This window comes from Micromonospora sp. NBC_00860 (genome assembly GCF_045207375.1).
GTDB classification, from domain to species: Bacteria; Actinomycetota; Actinomycetes; order Mycobacteriales; family Micromonosporaceae; genus Micromonospora; species Micromonospora vinacea.
In genome coordinates, this window is record NZ_CP108825.1 from 429161 (window position 1) to 453194 (window position 24034).

At 72.5% G+C, this 24034-nt stretch carries 21 protein-coding genes; 9 read left to right on the forward strand and 12 right to left on the reverse strand.

Annotated features, from left to right (window positions below; translation table 11 throughout):
* Window position 1 precedes the first annotated feature (1 nt).
* From OH804_RS02090 to OH804_RS02120, 7 genes are all read right to left on the reverse strand, one after another.
* Entirely contained in the window at window positions 2-664 is a 663-nt protein-coding gene (locus tag OH804_RS02090) for a 1-acyl-sn-glycerol-3-phosphate acyltransferase (protein ID WP_196918961.1), read from the reverse strand.
* Window positions 665-684: 20 nt separating this feature from the next.
* A complete protein-coding gene (locus OH804_RS02095; protein WP_406062403.1) occupies window positions 685-1269 on the reverse strand; it encodes a TetR/AcrR family transcriptional regulator in 585 nt (194 codons plus the stop codon).
* A 303-nt stretch (window positions 1270-1572) separates the two neighbouring features.
* Window positions 1573-3231 carry a bifunctional diguanylate cyclase/phosphodiesterase gene (locus OH804_RS02100; protein WP_231392803.1) on the reverse strand — a complete coding sequence of 553 codons (1659 nt, stop codon included), beginning with the start codon at window positions 3229-3231 and terminating at the stop codon, window positions 1573-1575.
* A gap of 79 nt (window positions 3232-3310) precedes the next feature.
* A complete protein-coding gene (locus tag OH804_RS02105; protein WP_196918958.1) occupies window positions 3311-4120 on the reverse strand; it encodes an SAM-dependent methyltransferase in 810 nt (269 codons plus the stop codon).
* Window positions 4121-4310: 190 nt separating this feature from the next.
* Window positions 4311-4979 (reverse strand): response regulator transcription factor, encoded by a 669-nt coding sequence (locus OH804_RS02110; protein ID WP_030337723.1) that lies wholly within the window; start codon window positions 4977-4979, stop codon window positions 4311-4313.
* Between the two features lie 7 nt (window positions 4980-4986).
* Window positions 4987-6678, reverse strand: coding sequence for a GAF domain-containing sensor histidine kinase (locus OH804_RS02115; protein WP_406062406.1), 1692 nt, complete (start codon window positions 6676-6678; stop codon window positions 4987-4989).
* A gap of 14 nt (window positions 6679-6692) precedes the next feature.
* Window positions 6693-8507, reverse strand: a complete 1815-nt coding sequence (locus OH804_RS02120) for an AMP-dependent synthetase/ligase (protein ID WP_406062408.1) — start codon at window positions 8505-8507, stop codon at window positions 6693-6695.
* 118 nt (window positions 8508-8625) lie between these two features.
* Here OH804_RS02120 and OH804_RS02125 point away from each other — a divergent pair, with 118 nt between their 5' ends.
* The 6 genes from OH804_RS02125 to OH804_RS02150 all read left to right on the forward strand — a co-directional run bounded on the left by OH804_RS02125 (window position 8626) and on the right by OH804_RS02150 (window position 13943).
* The gene (locus OH804_RS02125; protein ID WP_196918955.1) at window positions 8626-9081 is read left to right on the forward strand and encodes an SRPBCC family protein; all 456 of its coding nucleotides are present in this window, start codon (window positions 8626-8628) and stop codon (window positions 9079-9081) included.
* Between the two features lie 31 nt (window positions 9082-9112).
* Window positions 9113-9817 carry a hypothetical protein gene (locus OH804_RS02130; protein ID WP_196918954.1) on the forward strand — a complete coding sequence of 235 codons (705 nt, stop codon included), beginning with the start codon at window positions 9113-9115 and terminating at the stop codon, window positions 9815-9817.
* Between the two features lie 76 nt (window positions 9818-9893).
* A complete protein-coding gene (locus OH804_RS02135; RefSeq protein ID WP_091407561.1) occupies window positions 9894-10841 on the forward strand; it encodes an ROK family glucokinase in 948 nt (315 codons plus the stop codon).
* 11 nt (window positions 10842-10852) lie between these two features.
* Entirely contained in the window at window positions 10853-11545 is a 693-nt protein-coding gene (locus OH804_RS02140; RefSeq protein ID WP_372432917.1) for an endonuclease/exonuclease/phosphatase family protein, read from the forward strand.
* A gap of 117 nt (window positions 11546-11662) precedes the next feature.
* A complete protein-coding gene (locus tag OH804_RS02145; protein ID WP_406062412.1) occupies window positions 11663-13069 on the forward strand; it encodes a flavin-containing monooxygenase in 1407 nt (468 codons plus the stop codon).
* Window positions 13070-13148: 79 nt separating this feature from the next.
* Entirely contained in the window at window positions 13149-13943 is a 795-nt protein-coding gene (locus tag OH804_RS02150; protein WP_406066393.1) for an alpha/beta hydrolase, read from the forward strand.
* A 19-nt stretch (window positions 13944-13962) separates the two neighbouring features.
* On the opposite strand, the gene OH804_RS02155 is transcribed toward OH804_RS02150, so the two are convergent.
* Window positions 13963-15462 carry a trehalose-6-phosphate synthase gene (locus OH804_RS02155; RefSeq protein WP_231392798.1) on the reverse strand — a complete coding sequence of 500 codons (1500 nt, stop codon included), beginning with the start codon at window positions 15460-15462 and terminating at the stop codon, window positions 13963-13965.
* A gap of 158 nt (window positions 15463-15620) precedes the next feature.
* A complete protein-coding gene (locus tag OH804_RS02160) occupies window positions 15621-16472 on the reverse strand; it encodes a DUF308 domain-containing protein (protein WP_406062414.1) in 852 nt (283 codons plus the stop codon).
* Window positions 16473-16781: 309 nt separating this feature from the next.
* On the opposite strand from OH804_RS02160, the gene OH804_RS02165 reads away from it, so the two are divergent.
* Complete coding sequence (locus OH804_RS02165; protein ID WP_406062416.1) at window positions 16782-17474, forward strand: lysophospholipid acyltransferase family protein; 693 nt, start codon at window positions 16782-16784, stop codon at window positions 17472-17474.
* A 27-nt stretch (window positions 17475-17501) separates the two neighbouring features.
* Here the strand turns inward: OH804_RS02165 and OH804_RS02170 are convergent, their stop codons facing one another.
* Entirely contained in the window at window positions 17502-21017 is a 3516-nt protein-coding gene (locus tag OH804_RS02170) for an AAA family ATPase (RefSeq protein WP_406066395.1), read from the reverse strand.
* 131 nt (window positions 21018-21148) lie between these two features.
* Here OH804_RS02170 and OH804_RS02175 point away from each other — a divergent pair, with 131 nt between their 5' ends.
* A complete protein-coding gene (locus OH804_RS02175; protein ID WP_196918950.1) occupies window positions 21149-21406 on the forward strand; it encodes a hypothetical protein in 258 nt (85 codons plus the stop codon).
* Window positions 21407-21462: 56 nt separating this feature from the next.
* Here the strand turns inward: OH804_RS02175 and OH804_RS02180 are convergent, their stop codons facing one another.
* On the reverse strand, window positions 21463-22683 hold the full coding sequence (locus OH804_RS02180) for an MFS transporter (RefSeq protein ID WP_406062418.1): 1221 nt from the start codon (window positions 22681-22683) through the stop codon (window positions 21463-21465).
* 202 nt (window positions 22684-22885) lie between these two features.
* Between OH804_RS02180 and OH804_RS02185 the strand changes: the two genes are divergently transcribed.
* On the forward strand, window positions 22886-23053 hold the full coding sequence (locus OH804_RS02185; RefSeq protein WP_406062420.1) for a hypothetical protein: 168 nt from the start codon (window positions 22886-22888) through the stop codon (window positions 23051-23053).
* Window positions 23054-23201: 148 nt separating this feature from the next.
* On the opposite strand, the gene OH804_RS02190 is transcribed toward OH804_RS02185, so the two are convergent.
* Window positions 23202-23894 carry a Crp/Fnr family transcriptional regulator gene (locus OH804_RS02190; protein WP_091407574.1) on the reverse strand — a complete coding sequence of 231 codons (693 nt, stop codon included), beginning with the start codon at window positions 23892-23894 and terminating at the stop codon, window positions 23202-23204.
* Between the last annotated feature and the right edge of the window lie 140 nt (window positions 23895-24034).

Here is a 24034-nt window from a genome sequence, read left to right on the forward strand (position 1 = left end):
TTCAGCTCTCCCGGGCGGGCGCGTAGCGCGGCACGTACTCCTGGCCGGTGAGTTTCTGGATCGCCGCCATCACCTCGTCGGTGACCGTCCGGATGTCGCGTGGCCCGTTGATCCGGTCGGCGACCGGGATCGGCGGGCCGAACCGCAGGGTGATCGGGTGTCGACGGGGAAGCCGCGCGTCGACCGGCAGCACCTCGGCGGTGCCGGTCACGCCGACCGGGATGATCGGCACCTCCGCGTCGCGTGCCAGCCGGGTCATCCCGACCCGGCCCCGGTAGAGCCGCCCGTCGGGGGAGCGGGTGCCCTCCGGGTAGACGGCGACCAGGCCGCCGCCGCGCAGCACCGGTACGGCGGCGTCGAGGGCGCGCAGGGCGGCCCGGCCGTCGGCGCGGTCGACCGGGATGGCACCCATGCCGGCGACGATCCGCCGGTTGAGCCAGCCGCCCGGACCCCGCCCGTTGAAGTACTCGACCTTCGCCCAGAAGGTGACGTGTCGGGGAGTCGCGGTGACGAGGAACAACTCGTCGGCGACGGACAGGTGATTGCCGGCGAGGATCGCGCCACCGTGTCGGGGCAGATGCTCCAGCCCTTCCACGCGGGGCCGCCAGCCAAACCGCAGCGCGGTGCCGACGGTCAGCTTGGTGACGTCGTACAGCAGGGGCACGTGTCCTCCGGGGTCGAGTTTCAGGCGGGCGCCGGGCCGAGGTGGGCCTCCAACGCGGCGCGCAGCAGGGCGTCGTCGTCGGTGGCGCCGGTGGCCAGCGGCAGGCTGCCCCAGGCCCAGAGTTGGGCGATGCCGTGCAGGTTCGCCCAGAGCGCGCCGGCGAGCACCGCCGCGGGCGCGTCGGTGGGCCGGCGCGCCTGCGCCACCAGGTCGGCCAGGACGGCGAACAGCGGCAGGCTCGTCTCACGCAGCCGCAGTCGGCCGCTGTCCAGCAGGTCGTGGCGGAACATCAGCTCGAACATGCCGCGATGGGCCGCCGCGAAGTCCAGGTACGTCCGGGCCAGCGCGGTCAATCGGGTACGCGGGTCCGGGTCGACGTCGCGCATCGTCTCCTCGATGCGGGCGGTGAGGTCGGCGAAGCCCTCCCGCGCGATGGCCGAGAGCAGGTCGACGTGGGTGGGGAAGTAGCGGCGCGGCGCGCCGTGCGAGACCCCGGCACGGCGGGCGATCTCCCGCAGTGACACCGCCGACTGGCCCTCGCTGAGCACCAGGTCCACCCCGGCGGCTACCAGCCGCGCCCGCAGCCCCGTCTCGTCCGTGCCCATAGACAGTGTCTACCACTAGCGGTAGACGCTGTCTACTTGTCCACGTGGTCGGCGTGGTGCTGCGCTCGTTCACCTCGTCGGTGGGCCTGTTGGACTGTCGTCGGGGCGTGTCATGACCTGCCGAGTGCCTCAGGTCAACGTGATGCCTGTGAGTCATCAAGATGACTGACAGCCATCACGCTCGATGGAAAATACCGGGACGGGCTCAGCCTCGCGCCGTCGAGAGGCGGTGATGGGACTCGACCACGGCTATCGGCGGCCACCGGGCGGCGCGGCAGGGACACCAGGCAGCGCCGTCGGGGTTCAGCGGATGCGGGCCAGGATGCGATCGGCGGGGGCCGGGCGGCCGAAGTGCCAGCCCTGGGCGGCGTCACAGCCGATCGCGCGTAGCCGCTCGGCCTGCCCCGCGGTCTCCACCCCTTCGGCGGTGACGGTCAGGTCCAGCGCGTGCGCCAGCGAGACCAGCGACGCGAGGATCCGCTCGTCGGTGCGGCCGACCGAGGGCGACCGCAGACCGGCCACGAACTCCCCGGCCACCTTCAGCTCGGTCACCGGCAGGTCCCGCAGGTACGCCAGGTTGCTGTAGCCGGTGCCGAAGTCGTCGATGGCGATGCGCACCCCGAGGTCGGCGAGGACCCGCAGGGCACGTACCGGCTCCTCGGCGGTGCTCATCATCGTGCTCTCGGTGATCTCCAGCTGGAGCCGCTCCGGTGGCAGGCCGGTCTGCCGCAGCAGCGCGCGGACCTCCTGCACCAGGCCGGGCCGGTGCACCTGCCGTACCGCCAGGTTGACGCTGACGAACGGCGCGGCGGCACCCCCGGCAGACCACGCCTCGGCCTCGCGGCACGCCTCGGCCAGCACCCACCCGCCCAACTGGACGATCAGGCCGGTCTCCTCGGCCAACCCGATGAAGCTGTCCGGGCGCAGCACCCCCAACTCGGGATGCCGCCAGCGGACCAGCGCCTCCACGCCGACCAGGCTGCCGTCGCGGAGTGAGGTCAACGGCTGGTAGTCGAGGTAGAACTCGCCCCGCTCCAACGCCGCCGGGATGGCCGCGGAGAGCGCGTAGCGGGCCAGTTCACGTTGGTTGCGCTCGGCGTCGTAGAGCGCCCAGCGCGCCCCACCGGCGGACTTCGCCCAGTGCAGTGTGCTGTCGGCGGCCCGCATCAGGTCCGTCGGGTTGGCCCCGGCCACCTGGCGCTCGACGATGCCGATGCTCGCCGAGATCTGCAAGTCGTGCCCGTCGACGAGGGCCGGTGTGCGTACCGCGGCGAGCGCGGTCTCGGCCACCGCGACCATGTCGTCGGTGCCGGCCGTGCGTTCCACCAGGATGACGAACTCGTCGCCGCCCAGCCGGGCCACCAGGTGCTCACCCATGGCCTTGCGGAGCCGCTCCGCCACAGTGGCCAGCAGCAGGTCACCGATCTGGTGCCCCAGGCTGTCGTTGACCACCTTGAAGCGGTCCAGGTCCAGGAAGCACACCCCCACCCGCTGCGCGCCCCGGCCCGGCTCGTTGAGCGCGGCGGCGAGCCGTTCGGTGAACAGCGTCCGGTTGGGCAGGCCGGTGAGCGGGTCGTGGGTGGCCTGATGCCGGAACCGGGCTTCGCTGGCCCGCAGCGCCCGCTCGGCCTGGGTGCGGGCCCGCATCGCGGCGCGGCGGATGGACTCCTGTTCGTCGAGCGTCCGGTCGCGCAGCGCGCGGGCGTAGCCGGTCGCCACGGCCGCCAGCAGCCGGGCCATCCGGTCCTCGACGTCCTCGGCCACCAACCCCAGGTCGCGGACCAGGCGGAGTTGGATGACCTCGACGGTACGACCCAGCCCCTCGGCGGAAGCGATGTGCGCGGCGACCAGCTCGGCGCCGACCCGGTGCCCGGCACGCAGGTCGAACGGCTCGGTGAGCAACGCGCCGGCCAGTTGCCCGGTGAGCCGGTCCAGCAGGGACTCCAACTGGGCCTGGGTCATCGGCAGGTAGCTGGTGCCGGAGACCGCCTTCGCCCAGGCCCGGGCGAACGTCCCCGGGTAGGGGGTCGCCCCGGGCGACTCAGCCACCGAGGCGCCCGACGCCGCCCATGAAGACCGCGCGCTCGGCGTCCTCCGCGCCCTCCGGAGTGTCCGGTCGCCACTCGGGCACCCAGACCACGCCGGGGTCGAGCAGCTCGAACCCGTCGAAGAGCGCGGTCAGCTCGGCCCGGCTGCGCACCCACAGCGGGTTGTCGGTGCGCTGGTAGACCCGCTCCGCCTCGGCGCGTTCGTCCTCGCTGCGCCCGTCGTCGCTGGCTTGTGACAGCACCAGGTAGCTGCCGGGCGCCAACGCGTCCCGTAGCGTCCGCAGCAGCTCCGCCGGTCGATCGTCGTCAGAGACGAAGTGCAGGACGGCCACGACCATCACGGCCACCGGTTGGCTCAGGTCGAGCAGCTTGCGGACGTCCGGATGGGCCAGGATCGCCTCCGGATTGCGCAGGTCCTCCTGCACCACTGCGGCCTGCTCGTTGCCGGCGAGGATCTCGCGGCTGTGCGCCACCGCCACCGGGTCGACGTCCACATAGACCACCCGCGACTGCGGGTCGAGCTGCTGGGCGATCTCGTGCACGTTGCCGACGGTCGGGATGCCCGAGCCGATGTCCAGGAACTGCCGGATCCCGGCCTCGGCGAGGTGGTGCACGGCCCGGCGCAGGAACGCCCGGTTGGCCTGGGCCATCAACGGCGCCTCGGGCACCGCGGCGACCATCGCCTGCGCGGCGGCCCGGTCGGCGGCGAAGTTGTGTGAGCCGCCGAGGTAGTAGTCGTACATCCGCGCGACGCTCGGGCGCTCGATGTCGATGGTGTCGGGTGCCCAGTCCGGCCGCTGCATGCGTTTCACCCCTCGAATCCGCGACGCGAGCATCGTCGCCCGCGCGGGTATTGTGCACCCGCCACGCACGCCAGACCATAGCGCGCCGGAGGTTACCCGCCGACGTCGGTCGATGCGCGACGGTCCGCGCCGGCCGAAGCTGGCGCGGACCGTTGGTCGCGACGTCCCGCTCGACGAGCGGGAGGGCAGGTCAGAACTTCGGCGCGTCCGGTGCCTCGAGCAGGCCGAGCCGGAGTGCGGTCATCAGGGCCTGAGCCCGGTTGGCCGCGCCGAGCTTCTCGTAGAGCTTGGAGATGTGCGTCTTCGCCGTGGACTCGCTGACGAACAACTGCTTGGCGATGCCCGCCACGCTCATTCCGTCGGCCAGCAGCCGCAGCACCTGCCCCTCGCGGGGAGACAACTGCGGGCCGGACGGGGCGAGCCGGCGCTTCATCGCCTCGGCCAGGTCGGCCGCGGTGAACGCGCTGGGGGAGGAGGCGGCGTGCCGTGCGGCGGCCACCACCTCGTCGGCCGGGGCGGTCTTCGGCACGAAGGCGCTCGCGCCGGCCTCCAGTGCGCCGAAGAGCTGGTCGTCGCCGGCGTACATGGTCAACACCACGATGCCCATCGACGCGCTGGACTTGCGCAGCGCGCGGGTGGCCTCCAGGCCGCTGCCGTCGGGCAGCCGCAGATCCATGATCACCACGTCCGGCTGCAACGCGCCGGCCTGGCGTACCCCCTCCGCCGCCGTGGCCGCCTCACCGACGACCTCGAACTGGCGGTCGCGCTCGAAGGCGTGCCGCAAACCCTTGCGAATCAGGTCATGATCGTCGACAAGGAGGACCTTGGTACGGGTGGCCGGTATCGGACTTGTGGTCATCCTCGGGTTACTCCCCTTCTGGTGCTGCGCTGCCGCGCACGTTATCGCGCCGGGCCGAGGTGCCGAGAACCACCGCCACGGTCGTGCCGCTGGGTTGCCGCGGCCTGATCTCCAACCGGCCCCGGATACGTTCCGCCCTCTCGGCCATGATCGCAAGACCGTACCGTCCGTCCGGGCGCTGGTCAGCCATCCCCTGACCGTCATCCGACACTTCAATTTGCGCGTACGGGGGGTCGACCTCGCACGTGACCCACAAATTGGACGCTCCGGCGTGCTTGCGCGCGTTGGTCACCGCCTCCTGGGCGATGCGCAGCAACTCGGCCTCGGTGGCGGCCGGCAGCCGGGCGGTGGACTCGTCGAGCGAGAGGTGCACCCGCAGCCCGCCGGACGCGCCCACGGTGCGCGCGTACTCGGCGATCGCTGCGGCCAACCCGCCCTGCCGGTCCACCTCGCTGCGCAGTTCGAAGAGGCTCAGTCGCAGTTCCTGGATCACCCGGGTCACCTCACCGCGCAGCGTACGCAGGGCCTCGGCGGTCTCGTCGGCGTCGTCGAAGACGGTGGCCAGGGCATTGTCGATGCCGTAGCCGACCATCACCAGCTCCTGCGCCACCCCGTCGTGGATCTCCCGGGCCAGCCGCTGCCGCTCCTCGTTGGTGGCCAGCGAGCGCACCTCGTCGAAGAGCAGCGCCGCCTCCAGTCGCAGCGCGGCCGGGCGGGTCAGCCCGGTCACCCGCGACACCACCGGCGGCGGGTACGCGTGCGCGGCGTCGGCCTCCAGCACCACCAGCCCCACAGTGCGCACCCCGGCGACCAGCGGAATGATCAGCGCGGACACGTCGCCGCCGCGGTGCGAGCGGGACTGCGACCGGGCGGCAGTGGTGGCCTGCTGGGTGGCCCAGGCGTCGGCGATAGCCGAGTCCGCGTCCAGCGTCGTCTCCCAGTCCACCCGGTCGACGCCGGCCTGGGCGAGCACCACGAGCCGACCGCCACCGCTGGCCGAGAGCACAGCGCCCCGGTCGGCGCGGGCCACAGTGCGCAACTCCTCCAGCAGGTGCTCGGAGATGCCGCCCGGGTCCAGGGTCGCCCCGGGCAGCTGCCGGGCCACAGTGCGCAGCTGCGTCAGCAGCCGGGTGGCCTCGGCGTACGGCTGGGGTTTGCCCTCGCCGCGGACCGCCATCACCCGGTGCAGCGTGCCGGCGGCGTAGAGCCCCAGCGCCGCCAGGATCAGCCACTGCGCGCAGACCGCGAGGTAGCCCGGCTGGCCGAGCTGGGGCCCGCCGTCGACCCGGGTCAGCGCGCCGCTGATCAGCAGGGTGGCGGCGGTGACCACGAGCAGCGCGGCGCCCTCCGGGAAGCGGCGACGCAGCGCGGTGACTGTCACCGGTACCGCCAGGTAGGGCAGCACCGCCGACGCGCCCAGCCCGTCGACAGTGCCGCCGATGGACGCCACCGCGGCGACGTGGCTCGCGGCCAGCCCCAGCACCACCACCTCGGCCACCCGGCTCAGCGGGCCGACCAGGCGGTGCTGCGGTGCCAGCAGCGACGGCAGCCCGGCCACCGCCAGCAACGCGATCCACCACAGCTGGGTGACGTCGCGGGTGGCGAACAGGGTCAGGATGGCGACCAGCGCCAGCATCACCAGGCGGGCGGCCGCGGCGAGAGGATGCGGGTGCGGTGCGGTTGCTGTGGATGCGGGCACGTGACGGATGGTAGTCAGCCTCGGTAGATATCGGCGATCTCCGCCGCGTACGTCTTGTGGACAACCTGGCGCTTGACCTTGAGCGACGGGGTCAGCTCGCCGGTCGCCTCGGTGAAGTCGCGGGGCAGGACCCGGAACACCTTGATCGCCTCGGCCTTCGACACGGCCTGGTTCGCGGTGTCGATCGCGGCCTGGATCTCCTTGCGAAGACCCTCGTGCTCGCGCAGCTGCTCGACGGTCGTGTCGAGGGGCATCCCCGCGCTCTCCAGCCAGGTCGGCAGCGCCTCCTCGTCGACGGTGACCAGCGCCGCGATGAACGGCTTCCGGTCACCGACCACGACACACTGGCTGATCAGCGGGTGCGCCCGGACCAGGTCCTCCAGCACCGCCGGGGCGACGTTCTTGCCGCCGGCGGTGACGATCAGCTCCTTCTTGCGGCCGGTGATGCTCAGGTAGCCGTCGGTGTCGAGCTGGCCCAGGTCGCCCGTGCGGAACCAGCCGTCGGCGCTGATCGTCTCGGCGGTCGCGGTCTCGTTGCGCCAGTAGCCCTGGAAGATCAGCTCGCCGGAGATCAGGATCTCGCCGTCGTCCTCGATCCGCACCGTCACCCCGGGCAGCGGACGGCCGACGGTGCCCATCCGGGTGCCGCTGGGGAGGTTCGCGGCGGCGGCGGGCGAGGTCTCGGTGAGGCCGTAGCCCTCCAGGACCGTCACGCCGACACCCCGGAAGAAGTGGCCGAGCCGGGCGCCGAGTGGCGCGCCGCCGGAGATCGCGTCCCGGCACCGTCCGCCGAGCGCGGCGCGCAGCTTGCGGTAGACCAGCCGGTCGAAGACCACGTGCTGGGCGCGCAGCGCCAGGCCCGGCCCGCCCGGGGTCTCCAGCGCCTCGCTGTACGCGATGGCGACCTGCTCGGCGCGGGCGAAGATGCCGCCCTTGCCGTCCGCCTCGGCCTTCTGCTTGGCGGCGTTGTAGACCTTCTCGAACACCCGGGGTACGGAGAGCACGAAGGTCGGCCGGAACGCCTGCAGCTCGGCGACCAGGTTCTTGGTGTCGGCGCAGTGCGCCATGGTGGCCCGCGCCTGGACGACACCGATCTGGATGAGTCGGGCGAAGGCGTGCGCCAGCGGGAGGAAGAGCAGGGTGCTCGCGCCGGCGTTGAAGAGGTTCGGCAGCACCGGCACCGCGTTGGCGATGTCGGCGTACATGTTGCGGTGGGTGAGCACGCAGCCCTTGGGGCGGCCGGTGGTGCCGCTGGTGTAGATGATGGTCGCGAGGTCGCCGGCCCGGACGGCCTTGCGCCGTCGCTCGACCTCGGCCAACTCGACCGTGGCACCGGTCCTGACCAGCTCGTCGACCCCACCAAGGTCGATCTGCCAGACCTGGCCCAGCTCGGGCAGCCGGTGCCGGGCACCGGCGATCAGGGCGGCGTGTGCCTCGGTCTCGACCACGACGGCGACCGCGTCGGAGTCTTCGAGGATCCACGCGGCCTGCTCGGCGCTGGACGTCTCGTAGATCGGCACGGTCACCGCGCCGACGGTCCAGATGGCGTAGTCCAGCAGCGTCCACTCGTAGCGGGTGCGGCTCATCAGCCCGACCCGGACACCGGGCTCGATGCCGGCGGCGATCAGCCCGCGGGCCACGGCGGCCACCTCGTCGCGGAACTGGAGGCAGGTCACGTCGGTCCACTCGGTGACGGTGCCGTCGGCGCTCGCTGTGGGGCGGGCGAACTGGACGGTGTCGGGCGCGACTTCGGCGTTGTCCCAGACCGGATCGGTGAGGTTGGCCGCGTCGCCAACGGTGACGATCGGCGGGACAGAGAACTCGCGCACCTGCACTCCTTCGTGCTCGCACTGGTCGGACTGGCCGCCGCCGTGGGCGTCGGCTGTGTCGAAACCTACCCGGCGGGCGGTCGGGGTGGGACAACCAGGAGGCGGGTAGCCTCCCCCCATGGCGGACTCCTCCACCCAGTCGATCATCATCGGCGCCGCACCGGACCGGGTGACGGCGGTCATCTGCGACTTCGCGCGCTACCCGGAGTGGACCGACGCGGTGCGTCGCGCCGAGGTCGTCGAGGAGTACGAGGACGGCTACCCCAGTCAGGTGCACTTCACCATCGACGCCGGGGTGATGGCCGACGATTACGTGCTCGCCTACGAGTACGCCGAGGACCTGTCCCGGATCGAGTGGCACCTGGTCGCCCCGTCGAAGATGCAGAAGGCCCAGCGCGGTTCGTACGACCTGGTGGGTAACCCGGACGGCAGCACCACGGTGACCTACACGCTGGAGGTCGACCTGTCGGTCGGCATGCTCGGCATGTTTCGGCGCAAAGCCGAGAAGATGATCATGGACACCGCGTTGAAGCAGCTCAAGCGCCGGGTAGAAGCAACCGGTGCGGCGCAGTGACGTGTCCGGTGGCACGGTAGAGGAGCCGACGGTGGGCGGAACGGATCCGGGTTCGGCCCGGGAAGAGGCAGAGCGGCTGGTCGCCACCCTGCTGGCGGGGGCGCGACTGGCCTCGGCCGGCTCGGCGGGCGGCGCGTTCGGCTCGTTGGGCGGCATGTTGTCCGGTGTCCTCGGTCACAGCGCGGGCCCGGACGCACGCCCCGGCACCGGTGGTGCTTTCGCCACCGGTTCGGCCGAATGCTGCGTCTGCCCGGTCTGTCGGGGCATCGCCGCGTTGCGGGACCCGAGTCCGGAATTCGCCGAACGTCTCGCCACCGGCGCCGGTGACCTCGCCGCCGGTGTCGCCAGCCTGCTCCGGGCGTTCTCCCCGCCCGAACCGTCAGCGCCGGGCCCCGCCCAGCCGGCCGCCGAGCCGACCACCTCGCCGGCGCCGACCCCCGCCGCGAGCACCGACGACGTGCTCCCCGAACCAGCACCGGGCACCCCGCCCACCGCGACCGGCGACGACCACGTGTGGCGCGATGCCACCCGTACCGGGCATGATTCTCAGCCGGCGCCGGAGCGGGATGTCTGGTCGGTCGCCACCCGGACGGCGGACCCACTCGCCCCGGCCGCCGTACCACCCGTCGACGAGGCCGGGACGGCGACCGTACCGGCACCGACCACCCGTCCCGTGGTGCCCGCCTCGCGGGTGCCCGATGACGCCGACGCGGAAGCATCGGGCGACGGCGCCTGAGCGCGGGACATTCCGACCCGGACCGGCACTGGGCCGGGACCTGGGCCGGACAGCACAGCAGAGGGGGGCGGTAGCGGTGACGCTGACCATCGGAGTCGACGTCGGTGGCACGAAGGTGGCCGGCGGTGTCGTGGACGACACCGGCACGGTCCTCGTGCAGACCCGACGGGACACTCCCGCCGATGACGTCGCCAAGACCCGCGACGTCATCATCGAGTTGGTCGGCGAGCTGGCTGCCGGGCGGACCATCGAGGCCGTCGGCATCGGCGCGGCCGGTTGGATCGACGCCAGCCGTTCGACTGTGCTCTTCGCCCCCAACCTGGCCTGGCGTGACGAACCGCTGCGCGAGTACGTCAGCGAGGCCGTCGGTCTGCCGGTGATCGTGGAGAACGACGGGAACGTCGCCGCGTGGGCCGAGTTCCGCTACGGCGCGGCCCGCGACGCCGACGACTCGATGATCATGTTCACCATCGGCACCGGTGTGGGCGGCGGCATCGTCCTCGGCGGCGACCTCATGCGCGGCGCGCACGGCATCGCCGCCGAACTGGGCCACATGCTGGCCGTGCCGGACGGGCACCAGTGCGGCTGCGGCCGGCTGGGCTGCATCGAGCAGTACGCCAGCGGCAGCGCCCTGGTCCGGTTCGCCCGGGCCGGCGCCCGGCAGGAGCCCAACCGGGCCACCGCCCTGCTGAAGCTGGCCGGCGGTGAGGCCGAGGCGATCACCGGCCCGATGGTGACCGCCGCCGCGCAGGGCGGCGACCCGGTCTCCGCCGAGGCGTTCGCCCAGATCGGCCGGTGGCTGGGCACCAGCCTCGCCGACATGGCGCAGATCCTCGACCCGCAGACCCTGGTGGTCGGCGGCGGTGTGATCGACGCCGGTGACCTGCTGCTCGGCCCCACCCGCCGCTCGTACCTCGACGCGCTCGCCCAGCGCGGTCGCCTGCCGGTGGCCGAGGTGCTCCCGGCGGAGCTGGGCAACAGCGCCGGGGTGATCGGCGCCGCCGACCTGGCCCGCCGGATCTGAGGCGTCCGGGGATGGGCGTGCCGTTGCGCGTGGTGTCGTACAACATCCACAGCCAGCGCGACGACACCGCCGCGCTGGCGGCGGTGGTCCGGGCGGCGACGCCGGACGTGGTGATCGTGCAGGAGGGTCCCCGCCGGTTCCGGTGGCGGCAGAAGTCCGCCACGTTGGCCGAGTCGTTCGGTCTGGTGGTGGCCGCCGGTGGGCTGCCCGCCCTGGGCAACCTGCTCCTGACCAGCCTGCGGGTCCAGGTGCTGGCTACCCGCTGCCAGCGCTTCCCGCTGACCCCCGGCCGGCACCTGCGTGGCGCCGCGTACGCCGACTGCCGGGTCGGTGACGCCCGGTTCACCCTCGCCGGCTCGCACCTGTCCACCGACCCGGCCGAGCGGCCGTCCCAGGCCGCCGAGTTCAAGCGCGGCCTGGACGCGGCGACCAGCCCGGTGCTGGCCGGGGCGGACCTCAACGAGGGGCCGGACGGGCCCGCCTGGGCCACCGTGTCGCGCGGGTTGACCGACACGGCGGTGGCGGCCGACCGGGCCGAGCGGCTCACCTACTCCTGCGCCGACCCGCGCCGACGCATCGACGCGCTGTTCGTCGACCCGCGGATCACAGTGGTCGACTACGACGTGGTGGACACCCCGCAGACCCGCCGGGCCAGCGACCACTTCCCGGTCCTGGTCGACCTGCTGCTGCCCACCGCCGGCTGACCCCCGACCCCGGCTCGACAGTCGACGCGTCCGGTCCAGGACTGGACATCCGGCCCGGTTGTGGAGAGGATTTCGCGGCGACCGGCACGCCTGCCGTACCAAAAGGAGATGTCCCCGGTGTCCACCTCCACCGACCACGGCCGGCCCGACCCGGAGGCGACCTCGCCCGCGGCGAACAGCGAGGGCCGCCCGGTCTCCGACCGGGGCGACACGGTCTGCGTCATCGGGGCCGGGGCCAGCGGCCTGACGGCCATCAAGAACCTGCGCGAGCACGGGTTCGGCGTGGACTGCTACGAGCGGGAGACGGGCGTCGGCGGCGCCTGGAACTGGCGGCACGACCGCAGCCCGGTGTACGCCAGCACCCACCTGATCTCGTCGAAGCCGTTCACCCAGTTCCCCGACTTCCCGATGCCGGACTCCTGGCCCGACTACCCGCACCACGGTCAGGTGCTGTCCTACTTCGAGCGGTACGCCGACCACTTCGACCTGCGCTCGCACATCTGGTTCGGCACCGAGGTGATCAGGGTCCAGCCCGTCGAGGGGGACCGGTGGGACGTGACCACCCGCTCCACCGGCGGGTACGGCCCCGAGCGCACCGCCCGGTACGCCGCCGTGGTGATCGCCAACGGCCACAACTGGTCGCCGAAGCTGCCCCGTTACGAGGGCCTCGAACAGTTCCGTGGCGAGATCATGCACGCCTCCTCCTACAAGGACCCGGCGCAGCTGCGCGGCAAGCGGGTGCTGGTGGTCGGCGCCGGCAACACCGGCTGCGACATCGCCGTCGAGGCCGCCCAGCAGGCGTCACGCTGCTGGCACTCCACCCGGCGCGGCTACTGGTACGCGCCGAAGTACGTCCTCGGTCGCCCCGCCGACCAGGTCAACGACACCCTGTTGGCGCTGCGGGTGCCGCTGCGGGTGCGGCAGTGGCTCTACCACTGGACGCTGCGGCTGACCGTCGGCGACCTGACCCGCTTCGGCCTGCCCAAGCCCGACCACAGGGTGTACGAGACGCACCCCATCGCGAACAGCCAGCTCGTCTACTACGTGGGCCACGGCGCGATCGGCCCGGTGCCGGACGTCGCCCGGTTCCACCCGTACGCGGTGGAGTTGGCCGACGGCCGCGAGATCGACCCCGAGGTGGTCGTCTTCGCCACCGGTTACCTGCCGCGCTTCGAGTTCCTCGACGCGTCGGTGTTCTCCGACAGCGCGGGCGCGGGCCGGCCCACGCTGTGGCTCAACGCGTTCACCCCGGGGCACCCGACCCTGGCCGTCGCCGGCCTGCTGCAACCGGACTCCGGGCTGTTCACCCTGTCGCACTGGCAGACGGTGCTCTTCGCCCGACTACTCCAGGCCCGTCGGGACCGGCCGGAGCGGGCCACCGCGTTCGCGCAGCGGGTCCGAGAGCGGGCCGGGGAGCGGTACTCCGGGCCGGTCAAGGACAGCAGCCGGCACTGGTTCGAGGTCGGGCACGCCGACTATCTGCGCGCCCTCCAGCGCGCCCTTGTCGAGCTGGAGGGCAAGTGAGCGCGAGGAGTGAGCTTGCGAGCCCCGCAGTCGCGAACGAAAGGCTGGCACGGTGAGCGCGAGTAGTGAGCTGCGGATCATGCGGGGCCGGGAGTGGTCCCGCCCGGTCCGGCCGGCCCGGCGTGAGGTGCTCAGCGCGATCCCCGAGCTGGAGGAGGGGCGTCCACCGCTGCTCTTCGTTCCCGGGTTCGGGCACGGCGCGTGGGCGTTCGCCGAGCACTGGTTGGGTCACGCGGCGTCGCGGGGGTTCCCGGCGTACGCGGTGAGCCTGCGCGGGCACGGAGGCAGCGAGCCGGCGCCGGAGGCGACCCTGCGGGCGTACGCCCACGATGTGGTCCAGGTGGCCGCGAGCCTGCCGCGGCAGGCGGTGCTGGTGGGGCACGGTGCCGGGGCCCTGGTGGTGGCGCACGCGTTGGCCCGCTACCCGGCGCGCGGCGCGGTGCTGGTGGCGCCGGTCTTCGGCGGCTGGGGAGTGCTGGGCGCGGCGTTGCGCCGCAACCCCGCAGGTACGCTGCCGGCCGTGTTCGGCGGGCCGCTGCGGCTCAACCGGGGGCAGTTGTTCAGCCGCGAGTTGCCCGACGAGGAGGCCCGGCGGTACGTCGGACGCCTCGGTCGGGCGGCTCGGCGGGCGCAGTGGGCGCTGCTGGGTGAGCCGGCGGCCGAGCCGGCCGTGGGCGCGCCTCCGGTGTTGGTGCTGGGCAGCCCGGACGACCGGGTGGTGCCGGCGTCGACGCTGACCCGGGTGGCCCGTCGGTACGGGTCGGCCCCGTTGCTCTTCCCCGGGATGGGCCACGACCTGATGCTGGACGCGCGGTGGGCGGAGCCGATCGACGCGATCCTGGACTGGCTGGAGAAGGAGCCCGCGGCGCACTGAGCGGCCGGGCCGACGACGGTCAGCCGCCGGCCTGGTGGACCGCCGGGCTGCTGCCGGTCGGGGTGGCCGGCCGGGGCACCCGAGCGGTGCCGTCGGAGCCGGTGTCGGTGCTGGTCAGGCGACTGACCAGCGCGCCGTCCTCGTCGAGCGCGCGGAGGTAGGAGCGGGCCCAGGCCCGGATGTCGTGCTGGTGCAGGTGGGCGCGCATGGCCCGCATCCGCTGGGTGGTGTCGGCCGGGCTGGCCCGCAGCGCCGCGCGTAGGCCCTGCTTGAGCCCTTCCAGGTCGTGCGGGTTCACCAGGTACGCCTGGGACAGCTCGGCGGCGGTGCCGGCGAACTCGCTGAGCAGCAGGGCACCCGTGTCGTCCACCCGCGCGGCCACGTACTCCTTGGCGACCAGGTTCATCCCGTCGCGCAACGGGGTCACCGCCATCACGTCGGCGACCCGGTAGAGCGCGGCCAGCTCGGCCCTGTCGAAGGGCTGGGTGAGGTAGTGGATCGCCGGCTCGCCGACCCGGCCGAACTCGCCGTTGATCCGGCCGACCTCGCGCTCGATGCGCTCGCGCAGGATCTGGTACTGGCCGACGCGTTCCCGGCTCGGCATGGCGACCTGCACCAGCACCGTGTCGCGGACCTTGACGTCGCCGCTGGCGAGCAACTCGCTGTACGCCTTGAGGCGCTGCTCGATGCCCTTCGTGTAATCCATCCGGTCCACGCTGAGGATGACCTGGCGGGGGTCGCCGAGGTCCTGACGGAGCCGGTGGGCCCGGGCGGCCACGTCCGGACGGTCGGCGAGCGCGGCCATCTCGGCGGTGTCGATGGAGACCGGGAACGCGCCGATGCGCACGACCCGGTCGTCGATGCCGATCCGCCGGTCGGTGGCCGGCAGCTCCAGCACCCGGGTCACCAGCTGGGCGAAGTTGTGCGCCGCCTGCACCCGCTGGAAGCCGACCAGGTCGGCGCCGAGCATGCCGCGCAGCAGTTCGGCCCGGCGGGGCAGCTGCATGAAAAGCTCCGGCGGCGGGAACGGCACGTGCAGGAAGAACCCGATGCGCAGGTCCGGGCGGAGCGCGCGCAGCTGACCTGGGACCAGTTGCAGGTGGTAGTCCTGCACCCAGACCACCCCGCCCGGCTCGGCCACCTCGGCGGTCGCCTCGGCGAAGCGCTGGTTGACCCGCTGGTACGCCTCCCACCAGCGTCGGTGGTGCTGCGGCTGCTCCACGGCGTCGTGGTAGAGCGGCCAGAGGGTGGCGTTGGCGAACCCCTCGTAGTGATCGCGCAGGTCTTCCGGGCTGAGCGCGACGGTGTGCATCCGTACGCCGTCCACGTCCGGCAGTGCGGGGGCCGGCCCGGTGCCACCGGCCCAGCCGACCCAGGTCGCCGGGGTGTGCCGCAGGAGCGGGTGCAGTGCGCTGACCAACCCACCCGGGCTGCGCCGCCACTCGCAGGCCCCGTCGGGGGCCTGACTGTCGTCGATGGGGAGGCGGTTGGCCACCACCACGAGAGAACTCTGTCGCATCTCGGGCATTCCGATCAGCAGAGGACTGACCGCCGCGAGCAAGGAAAAACCGGTCAGTCAGCGGGGGAAGTGACGTACAGCGGTATTCCTACTGACAGTAAGTTACACCACTGTTACGCCCCCGGCGGGGCGCTGGCGTCCCGGGATGCGGGCCGACCTCAGACGACCGCGCCGTTGTCCGGGTCGTCCTCGTCCTCGTCGCCGGGGCGCAGCCGCCAGATCAGCGTGACGAAACCGGCCAGGATGCCGGTGAAGCCGAACAGCGTGACCGCCGAGCGGTCGATCGGAAGCAGCCACGGGAAGAGGAACAGCACGAACCCGACGACCACCCCGAGCACGCCGATCACCGCGTACTTGCTGACCCGCGGCAGCGGCGGCGGTGGCGGCGGGTGGTAGCCCTCGTCGTCCTCGTCGTCGGGCAGGTCGGCGCCGAAGGTGTCCAGCCCGTCCAGCAGCGAGGGCTCGTCCGGTCGGGTGCCGCGCCCCACGGAGATCCCGGAGATGTCCGTCGCGGACGGTAGCCGGCGGACGTCGGTGGCGGTCGGACCGGGCTCGTCGGCGCCGGAGCGGGTCAGCTGCCCGGAGGTCGGCTCGTCCCGCGAGTCCCGTTCGTCCACGTCCTCCGAGGCCGGCCACGGGTGGTCACCGGGTGTGGAGGTGGTGTGGAAACCGGCCACGATCCGCGCCCACTCGGCGTCGATGTCCGGTTCGTCGCGGGCCGGCTGCTGCTCCGGCGCTGTCTCGTCGGCGAGCTGGGTCAGATAGTCCCGGGCGGTGGTCAGGTGCGAACGGTCGACGTAGAGCCGGTCGACCGGCCGGGCCGGCACTGTGGTGGTGCGGGTGACCGGGTTGAGGTCGGCGGAGGGCTGGAGGTAGGCGGCGATCCCGCCGGCGGCCAGCACGTCGAGCAGGTGCTCACCGACGCGCGGATCGACATCGCCGACGACGGCGTACTCGTTCGCGTCGAGCCCGTTGTCCCGCCGTCCCCGGCGGGCCCCACCCGCTGACACCCGGACATCCCCCTTAACGCGCCTTCCGGCGCGGCCACCGCTGCCCCTCGGCGCCCGTCCGCACGCCGTGCTCTGAATCGTGACACGTCAGGGCATGGTTCCGGGAGTGCGTTGTGTCGCGTCTTCCAAAGTCACGGCTGCTCCCGCAGGTCGTGGCGGGGCTCCTTTGTCCGTTCTTGCGCGACAAGTGCGATCTCGGTGATCGTCGGCAGCGGGGGTTTCGTCCGTTGTGGTGAGAGCGCTCGCTTCGTAGGCTCGGCGGCGACGACGGCTGGCGCTGTCGCGGGCACACCACGGGAAAGGACGCCGGTGCTCTACTGGCTGCTGAAGTACGTCATCCTCGGTCCGCTGCTCAAGCTGATCTTCCGCCCGCAGGTGGAGGGCCTGCGCAACGTGCCGGCGACCGGTCCGGTGATCCTGGCGAGCAACCACCTCTCCTTCTCCGACTCGATCTTCACACCGTTGATCACCGCCCGGAAGGTCACCTTCGTCGCCAAGGCCGAGTACTTCACCGGCAAGGGGATCAAGGGCTGGCTGACCAAGATGTTCTTCGTCGGCACCGGCACGATTCCGGTGGACCGCTCCGGTGGTCGAGCCGCGCGCGCCGCCCTTGACACACAGTTGCAGGTGCTGCGGGCCGGGGGAGTGGCCGGCATCTACCCCGAGGGCACCCGCTCCCCGGATGGGCGGCTCTACCGAGGCAAGACCGGGGTGGCCCGGTTGGCCCTGGAGAGCGGCGCGGTGGTGGTGCCGGTGGCGATGCTCAACGCCGACGAGATCCAGCCGCCGGGCAAGCTCATCCCCAAGATCGACCGGGTGAAGATCCGGTTCGGTGCGCCGCTGGACTTCTCCCGCTACGCCGGCCTGGCCGGCGACCGGTTCGTCGAGCGCGCGGTCACCGACGAGATCATGTACGAGTTGATGGAGCTCTCCGGTCGGGAGTACGTCGACGTCTACGCCCAGAAGCTCAAGCAGCCCGTCTCGGCACCGCTGGCCGCCTGACCGCCGCCGGGCCGGCCCTCTCGGCGGTCAGGGCAGGTGGAGCAGGGCGGGGGCGTGGTGGCGGGTGGCGAAGTCGTGCAGGCGGGCGCGAGTCGCCGCGGCGGCGGGTGGATCGGTCTCGGCCAACGGGCGGATCGCCAGCGCCAGCGTGATGACCTCGTCGGTCACGTCGGTCATCCGGGCGTAGCTCGCCGCCGCCGAGCGCAGCAGGTTCGCCGCCGTCGAGGCGTCCCCGGCGTGCCGGGCCAGCGTGGCGTCGGCGACCTGACCGGCGGCCCGAGCCCACGGGGTCGTCCGGGGCGCCCGGTCGAGCAACTGCCGGACCAGCCGGGCCGCGTCCGCGCCGAGCACCCCGGCGACGTGCCCGACGGCCGGCACCCACTCCGCGAACGGGATCATCCGGGTGCGCCGCCAATCCTCGTCCAACTCGGTGAGCAGCGCCATCGCCTCGTCCCGGCGGCCCTGCACCGCCCGGCACAGCGCGGCGTGCGCAAGGGTGGAGCGCAGCACCCGGTGGAATCCGCTGCGCCGCGCCGCGAGCAGCGCCTGCTCGATCAGGTCCCCGGTCGCTCGGTCCGGCCCCGCGGCGTGGCCCGGCCCCGCGGTTTCGTCGGCCCCCGCAGGCGGGACCAGCTCCGCTCCGGCCAGCCCGCGCATCCAACCCGAGACCGCCACGATGTGCAGGTCCCATTCGGCGGTGGGCCGTCGGGTCGACTCCGCCGCCATCGCCAGCGCCGCCGTCCAGTCACCGGCGTAGTACGACCGCGCCCACTGGTCCTCGAAGCTGGTGGCCAGGCTGTGCTCGCCGCCCAGGTCGAGGGTGAGCTGCTCGTCGACCAACCGGACCGAGCCGGCCAGGTCGCCCTCCTCCTGCAACGCCCAGGCCAGGTTCTGCACCGCCCGGCGCCGACTGGTCAGCCGCTCCACCCGGCAGTGCTCGGTCACCTCCGCCAGCTCCGGGAACGCCTCGGCGGAGCCGGCCAGGTAGCGCGCCACGGCCAGGGTGATCCGCGCGTTGGCCTGGACCTCGCGCAGCTGGAGCCGCTCGGCGAGGGACTCCGCCGCCCGCGCCGCGCTGCACGCCGGCTCGGTCTCCGCGTTCAGCATGTGCACCCGGGCCAGCTCCAGCAGGGCGCTCGCCTTCTCCTGACTGTCCGGTAGGTCGTTGTAGATGCCGATCGCCTGGTCCAGGAAGTGCAGGGTCGTCGAGCGGTCGGCGCGACTCCACGCGGCGGTGGCGAGCAGTGTCCAGGCGCGGGCCGCCCCCGTCCGGTCGCCGCTGGTGGTGAGCCGCTCGGCCAGCCGGGTCAGGGTGTCGGTGCCCCCCGCCACCAGGAAGGCGTCCCCGTCCCGATAGAACGCCAGCTCGGCCTCGAACAGCTCCAGCGCCGGGTCCGGCCCGACGTCCAGGGCCAGCGCCCGGCCGACCAGCGCGGCGGCGGTGTCCAGCGCGTGCAGCTCGTACGCCCGGCGGGCCGCCCGGTGCAGCGCGGCCCGCGCTGGCGGGGCGTAGGGGGCGGTGTCCAACCCGACGGTCCGAGCGATCTCGTGTGCCGCCCAGCGATGGTTGGCCAGCACCTCGGCCAGGTCGTACTGCCGGCCGTCGGTGAGCTGCGCCATCCAGTCGGCGGTGCGTTGGTGGCGCAGCACCCGCTCGGCCCTGGGCAGCCGCTGGTAACAGACGTCGCGCACCAGGATGTGCCGGAACCGGTACTCGGGCTGGCCGGGCATCGTCGACGTGCTCTGCTCGTACACCAGGTCGCGTCGTTGCAGGCGGTCCAGTGCGCGCTCCACCCACTCCACCGGCCGCCCCAGCGCCATCGCCACCGGCGCGGCCCAGAACACCACGCCGACCACGGCGGCGGCCTGGAGCACCGCCCGGTCGGCCGGGTCCAGCAGGTCGAGCCGGTTGGCGATGACCGCCTGCACGGTGCGGGGCATCTCCGCGCCACCGTCGAGGTCGAGGCGGGGGGTCGGACCGACAGCGTCGAGCAGGCCGCCGTCCAGCAGCATCCGGGCGTACTCCTGGGCGTAGAGCGGGTTGCCGTCGGCGAACTCGATCAGCGGCGTACGCGAGCTGGAGGGCAGCGTCGCCTGCCCGAGGAGCAGCGAGTAGAGCGTGTCGATGTCGGTGTCGTGCATCGGCGGCACCGAGATGGACATCGCGCCGCTGATCGTGCCGGTCCAGGCCGGGTTCCGTTCCCGCAGCTCCGGCCGGGCGGTCGCGACGACCAGCAGCGGTACGCCGCGCGCTGACGCGCCCAACTGCTCGACGAAGGCGAGCATCGCCTGGTCCGCCCAGTGCATGTCCTCGAAGACCAGCACTGTCGGGCCGGTGGTCGCCAGGGCGATCAGGAACCGCCGCCAGGCGGCCTCGGTCTCACCGGGGGTGAGTCGCTCACCGGGTACGCCGATCAGCGGCCCGAGCGCCTCGGCCAGCCGGGTCGCGTGCGGGTCGGCGAGCTGCCCCAGCCGGGACCGCAGCCGCTCGCGCAGCGCGGCCGGGTCGTCGACCTCCGGTACGCCCACCCAGGTCTTCACGATGTCCGACAGTGCGGCCCAGGTGACGTTCTCGCCGAACGGCGGGCACTGCCCGACGAGCCAGGTGATCGGCGGGCCGGGCATGCTGCCGGCGTGCCGGGCCAGCTCGCGCAGTAGCCGGCTCTTGCCCACACCGGCCGGGCCGAACACCGTCACCAACTGGGAGGTCCGCTCGGTCACCATCCGGTGCAGCGCGTTGACCAGCAGACCGCGCTCGTGCTCCCGGTCAACCATCGGGGTCAATTCGGCGCCGCGCGGGTCCCGGTGTGGTCGCACCTGGACGGCCAGCCAGATCCGGCTCACCGCGGACCGGCCGCGCAGGGTGACCGGTGGTTGGTCGGCGTATTCCATCTCGTGTCGGGTGGCCGACCAGGTGCTCTCGTCGACGACGACACCGCCCGGTGGGGCGAACCCCTGGAGGCGGGAGGCCGTGTTGACCACGTCTCCGGTCACGAAGGCCTGCCCGCCATCACGGGTGGCGGAGAGGTCGACCAGGGCCTCGCCGGTCGCGATGCCGACCCGGAAACCGAGCGGCGGCTGCGGACCGGCGGGCTGGCGGGCCAGGTTCCGTTGCAGCTCCAGGCCTGCGCGGACACACCGCAACGCGTCGTTGTCGGTGGCCACCGGCGCGCCGAACAGGGCCATCGCCGCGTCGCCGATGTACTTCTCGACCACCCCGCCGTACTGGTGCACGATCCGGCGCACAGTGGCGAAGTAGGTCTGCTGCAGACTGCGGGCCTGCTCCGGGTCGGCCCGCTCCGCGTAGCTGGTGAAGTCCACGATGTCGACGAAGAGCACGCTGACCTGACGCCGGTCCTCCTGCACCGCGACGACGTGGTCCCGCAGCGGTTGGCCACAGCTGGTGCAGAAGTTGACCTCGGTGCTGTTGGCGTGCCCGCAGTGCGCACAGTTGACCCCGAGCGGCTGGCCACACCCGCCGCAGAAGCGGTCGTCCGGCCCGGCCGCGCGGGCGCAGTGTCCACACTTGAGGTCGATGGTCAGCTCCGTGGGCGAAAGAGGTCAGTATCGCGGCCGACCTGCCAAGTCGGGTACCCGACGTGCGGACGGGCAACGTCGTCGATCGGTCGGGGTTAGTGTTCCGTACCAGGAAGTTTCATGTCAGGGAGAGTGCCGTGCAGGTACGACTGTCCGCCTCGTGGACCGATCCGGGTGGCACGCAGTGGGCGCCGGGCGACACGATCGACGTCGATGCGGTCACTCTCGCCGAACTGGAGGAGCAGGGCATGGTGGAAGAGCCTGAGGGTCAGTCGGGCGGGTCGGGGGAGACCACGACCACCTCGTCGAGCACGTCCACGGCTGGTAAGCCGACCGATCCGAAGAAGATCGGTCCGGGGCCGGGTGCGCCGCCGGCCGACGGCAAGGAGAACTGATCGTCCGGGTGCGGTCGGCGGGCCATCGGTCCGCCGGCCGCACCCGTCGTTCAGCCTCACCCGTTGGCCGCCGCGAACCTGCCCGGTGTCGGCAGCCGTAGCCCCAGGGCCCGGGTGAGCAGGGGAGCGATCAGCCCCAGGGTGGCCAGCACACCCAGCCCCGAGATGACCAGCACCCATCGTGGTCCGACCACCGCCAACAGCGGTGCGCCGACGGCGTAGGCCAGCGCCTCCGCCGCGTACGGGAACATGTAGACGGTGCCGAACACCACGCCGAGCCGTTCGGCCGGCACGTTCTGCTGGATGAGGGTGTCGGCGGCGACGTTGTGCCAGCCCGCGCCGACACCGGCCACCGCCTGTCCGGCGATGGCGAGCGCGATCACCGGGCTGAGGCCGGTGACCAGCGTTCCGGCCCCGAGCGCGAGCAGGGCGCCGTAGAGGACCAGGTCCATCCGGATGCGTACGCCGGTTCTCGCCAGACACATGGGACCGAGCACCATGCCGACGCCGTAGGCGGTGCCCAGCAGACCGATCGTGACCTCGGTGGCACCCAGTTCGGCGCGTCCGAGGGGGACGATGGCGAGGTTGTCGAGCGCGGCGAACATCACCATCACCAGGAACCCGACCGAGACCGCGCGGACGACGCGGTGCCCCCGGACCACTCGCAGCCCTTCGCGCAGCACCGTGTGCAGTGGCTCGGACCGGCGGGTGACCCCGGTCGTCGAGAGCGTCCGGACTCCGCCGATCAGCAGCGCGGAGAGCACGAAGGTCGCCGCGTCCACGAGCAGCGTGACGGTCAGCCCGAGGGTCGCCAGCAGGAGGCCGCCGACGGCCGGCCCGGCAGCGATCCCGATGTTGACGCCCGTGGCGAGTTGCGCGTTGGCCGCCGGCAGTTGCTCGCGTTCGACAAGGCGGGGTAGCAGGCTGCGCCCGGCGGGAGTGAACGCGGTGGCGGCCGTGGTAGCCGCGGTGATCAGCGCCAACAGGACGGGCAGGGGCGGCGCGAGCAGCGCGACGGCGAGGTAGGTCAACGCCTGGGCGGTGTCACAACCGATCATCAGTCGGCGCTGGTCGAACCGGTCGGCCAGGGCGCCGAGCAGCGGTCCGAACAGTCGGGGCACAGTCGATGCCAGCAGCAGCAGGGCGACCGCGCCGCCGCCGTGTCGGTCGTAGACGGCGATCAGCAGCGCCGTCCGGGCCAGCTGGTCACCTGTGTACGACACCAGGCGCGCCGACCAGTACCGACGAAATGCGACATTGCCGCGGAGTAATGACATGACGGGTGGCTCCTCACTGCTGCGGGTATGTCGGCACGGGCCCTGGATCCGGGGTGGGCGCGGCAACCTTGTCAGCGCGGTGTGGAGGCCGACAACCGCTCTTCAGCCAGTGATTCATGTCGATTTGTCCTATTTTGTCCCACGGCTTTGCGCCGTAGCGTCCTCGGCAGGACAGGCACCAGACATCGACCAGGGAGACGACATGGCGACCACGACGACCACCACCACTACCGCGAGCGGCTGGGCCGGACCGGGCATCTGGGCTGGGCCGGGCTTCTGGGCCGGACCGGGCATCTGGGCTGGCCCCGGCTACCAGTCGGTCGCGGCCCGTTGGCCGGGTGCGACCCGCTGGCTCGGCCCGACCCGCTGAGCCCGACGCGCTGAACCGCGAGAACGGTGACGCCGGCTGCCAATGGCAGCCGGCGCAGCCGTGCGTACGGGTGGGAGAGCGGGTGGCGACGGGTGGCGGGTGTCCAGATCGGATGCCCGGCCGGCGACGAACCGGGCGGGCCGGTCGGTCAGCGGTCGGCCATGCCGGCGCGGCGGCGCAGCGCGGCCACGTCGGTCACCACGATCCGGCGGCCCTCGGTACGCAGCCAGCCGCGGCTCGCGAACGAACCGATCGCCTGGTTGACGCTCTGTCGGGAACCACCGGCCATCTCGGCCAGCTGGCTCTGATTGAGCTCGATCGTGATCATCGGTGCCTGGCTCTCGCCGGCCAACCGGACCAGCGTCTTCGCCACCCGACCGGGCAGGTCGAGGAAGACGTGATCGGCGTTCTGCTCGGTGAGCCGGCGGATCAGCCCGCCCAGGGAGCGCATCACCGCGTCCAGGATGCGCGGGTTGGAGTGCACCAACTCCATGAACGCGCCCCGCGAGAGCGCGAGCGCCGCGCAGTCCTCGATGGCCTCCGCGGAGGCGGACCGGGTGGACGCGTCGAGCAGGGAGACCTCACCGAGCACGTCCGGTGGACGGATAACCGACAGCACGGCCCGCTCGCCGGTGGGCGCGGTGCGAAACACTGCCACCGCGCCTCGGCGCAGCACGATCAGCGACTCGCCGGGGTCGTTCTCCACGAAGAGCAGTTGGCCCTTGCGGTAGGTACGCGGGACGGCGGCAGCGATGACGCGTTGCCGCACCTCGGGCTCCAGCCCGGCGAACATCTCGACACCCGTGAGCGCGTCACCCGGCTCTGGCAGGCGAACCTCCACGGCCCAACCCCTCCCCCGGTCATGGACCACAACTCGCTCACCGGGCGAACCTGATGGGCCCCGACAAGGTGAACTGACACCGATTCGGCGTCCGGTAGCGGTACACATCAGATCATGACGGTCCGGTCGCTTGCTGTACA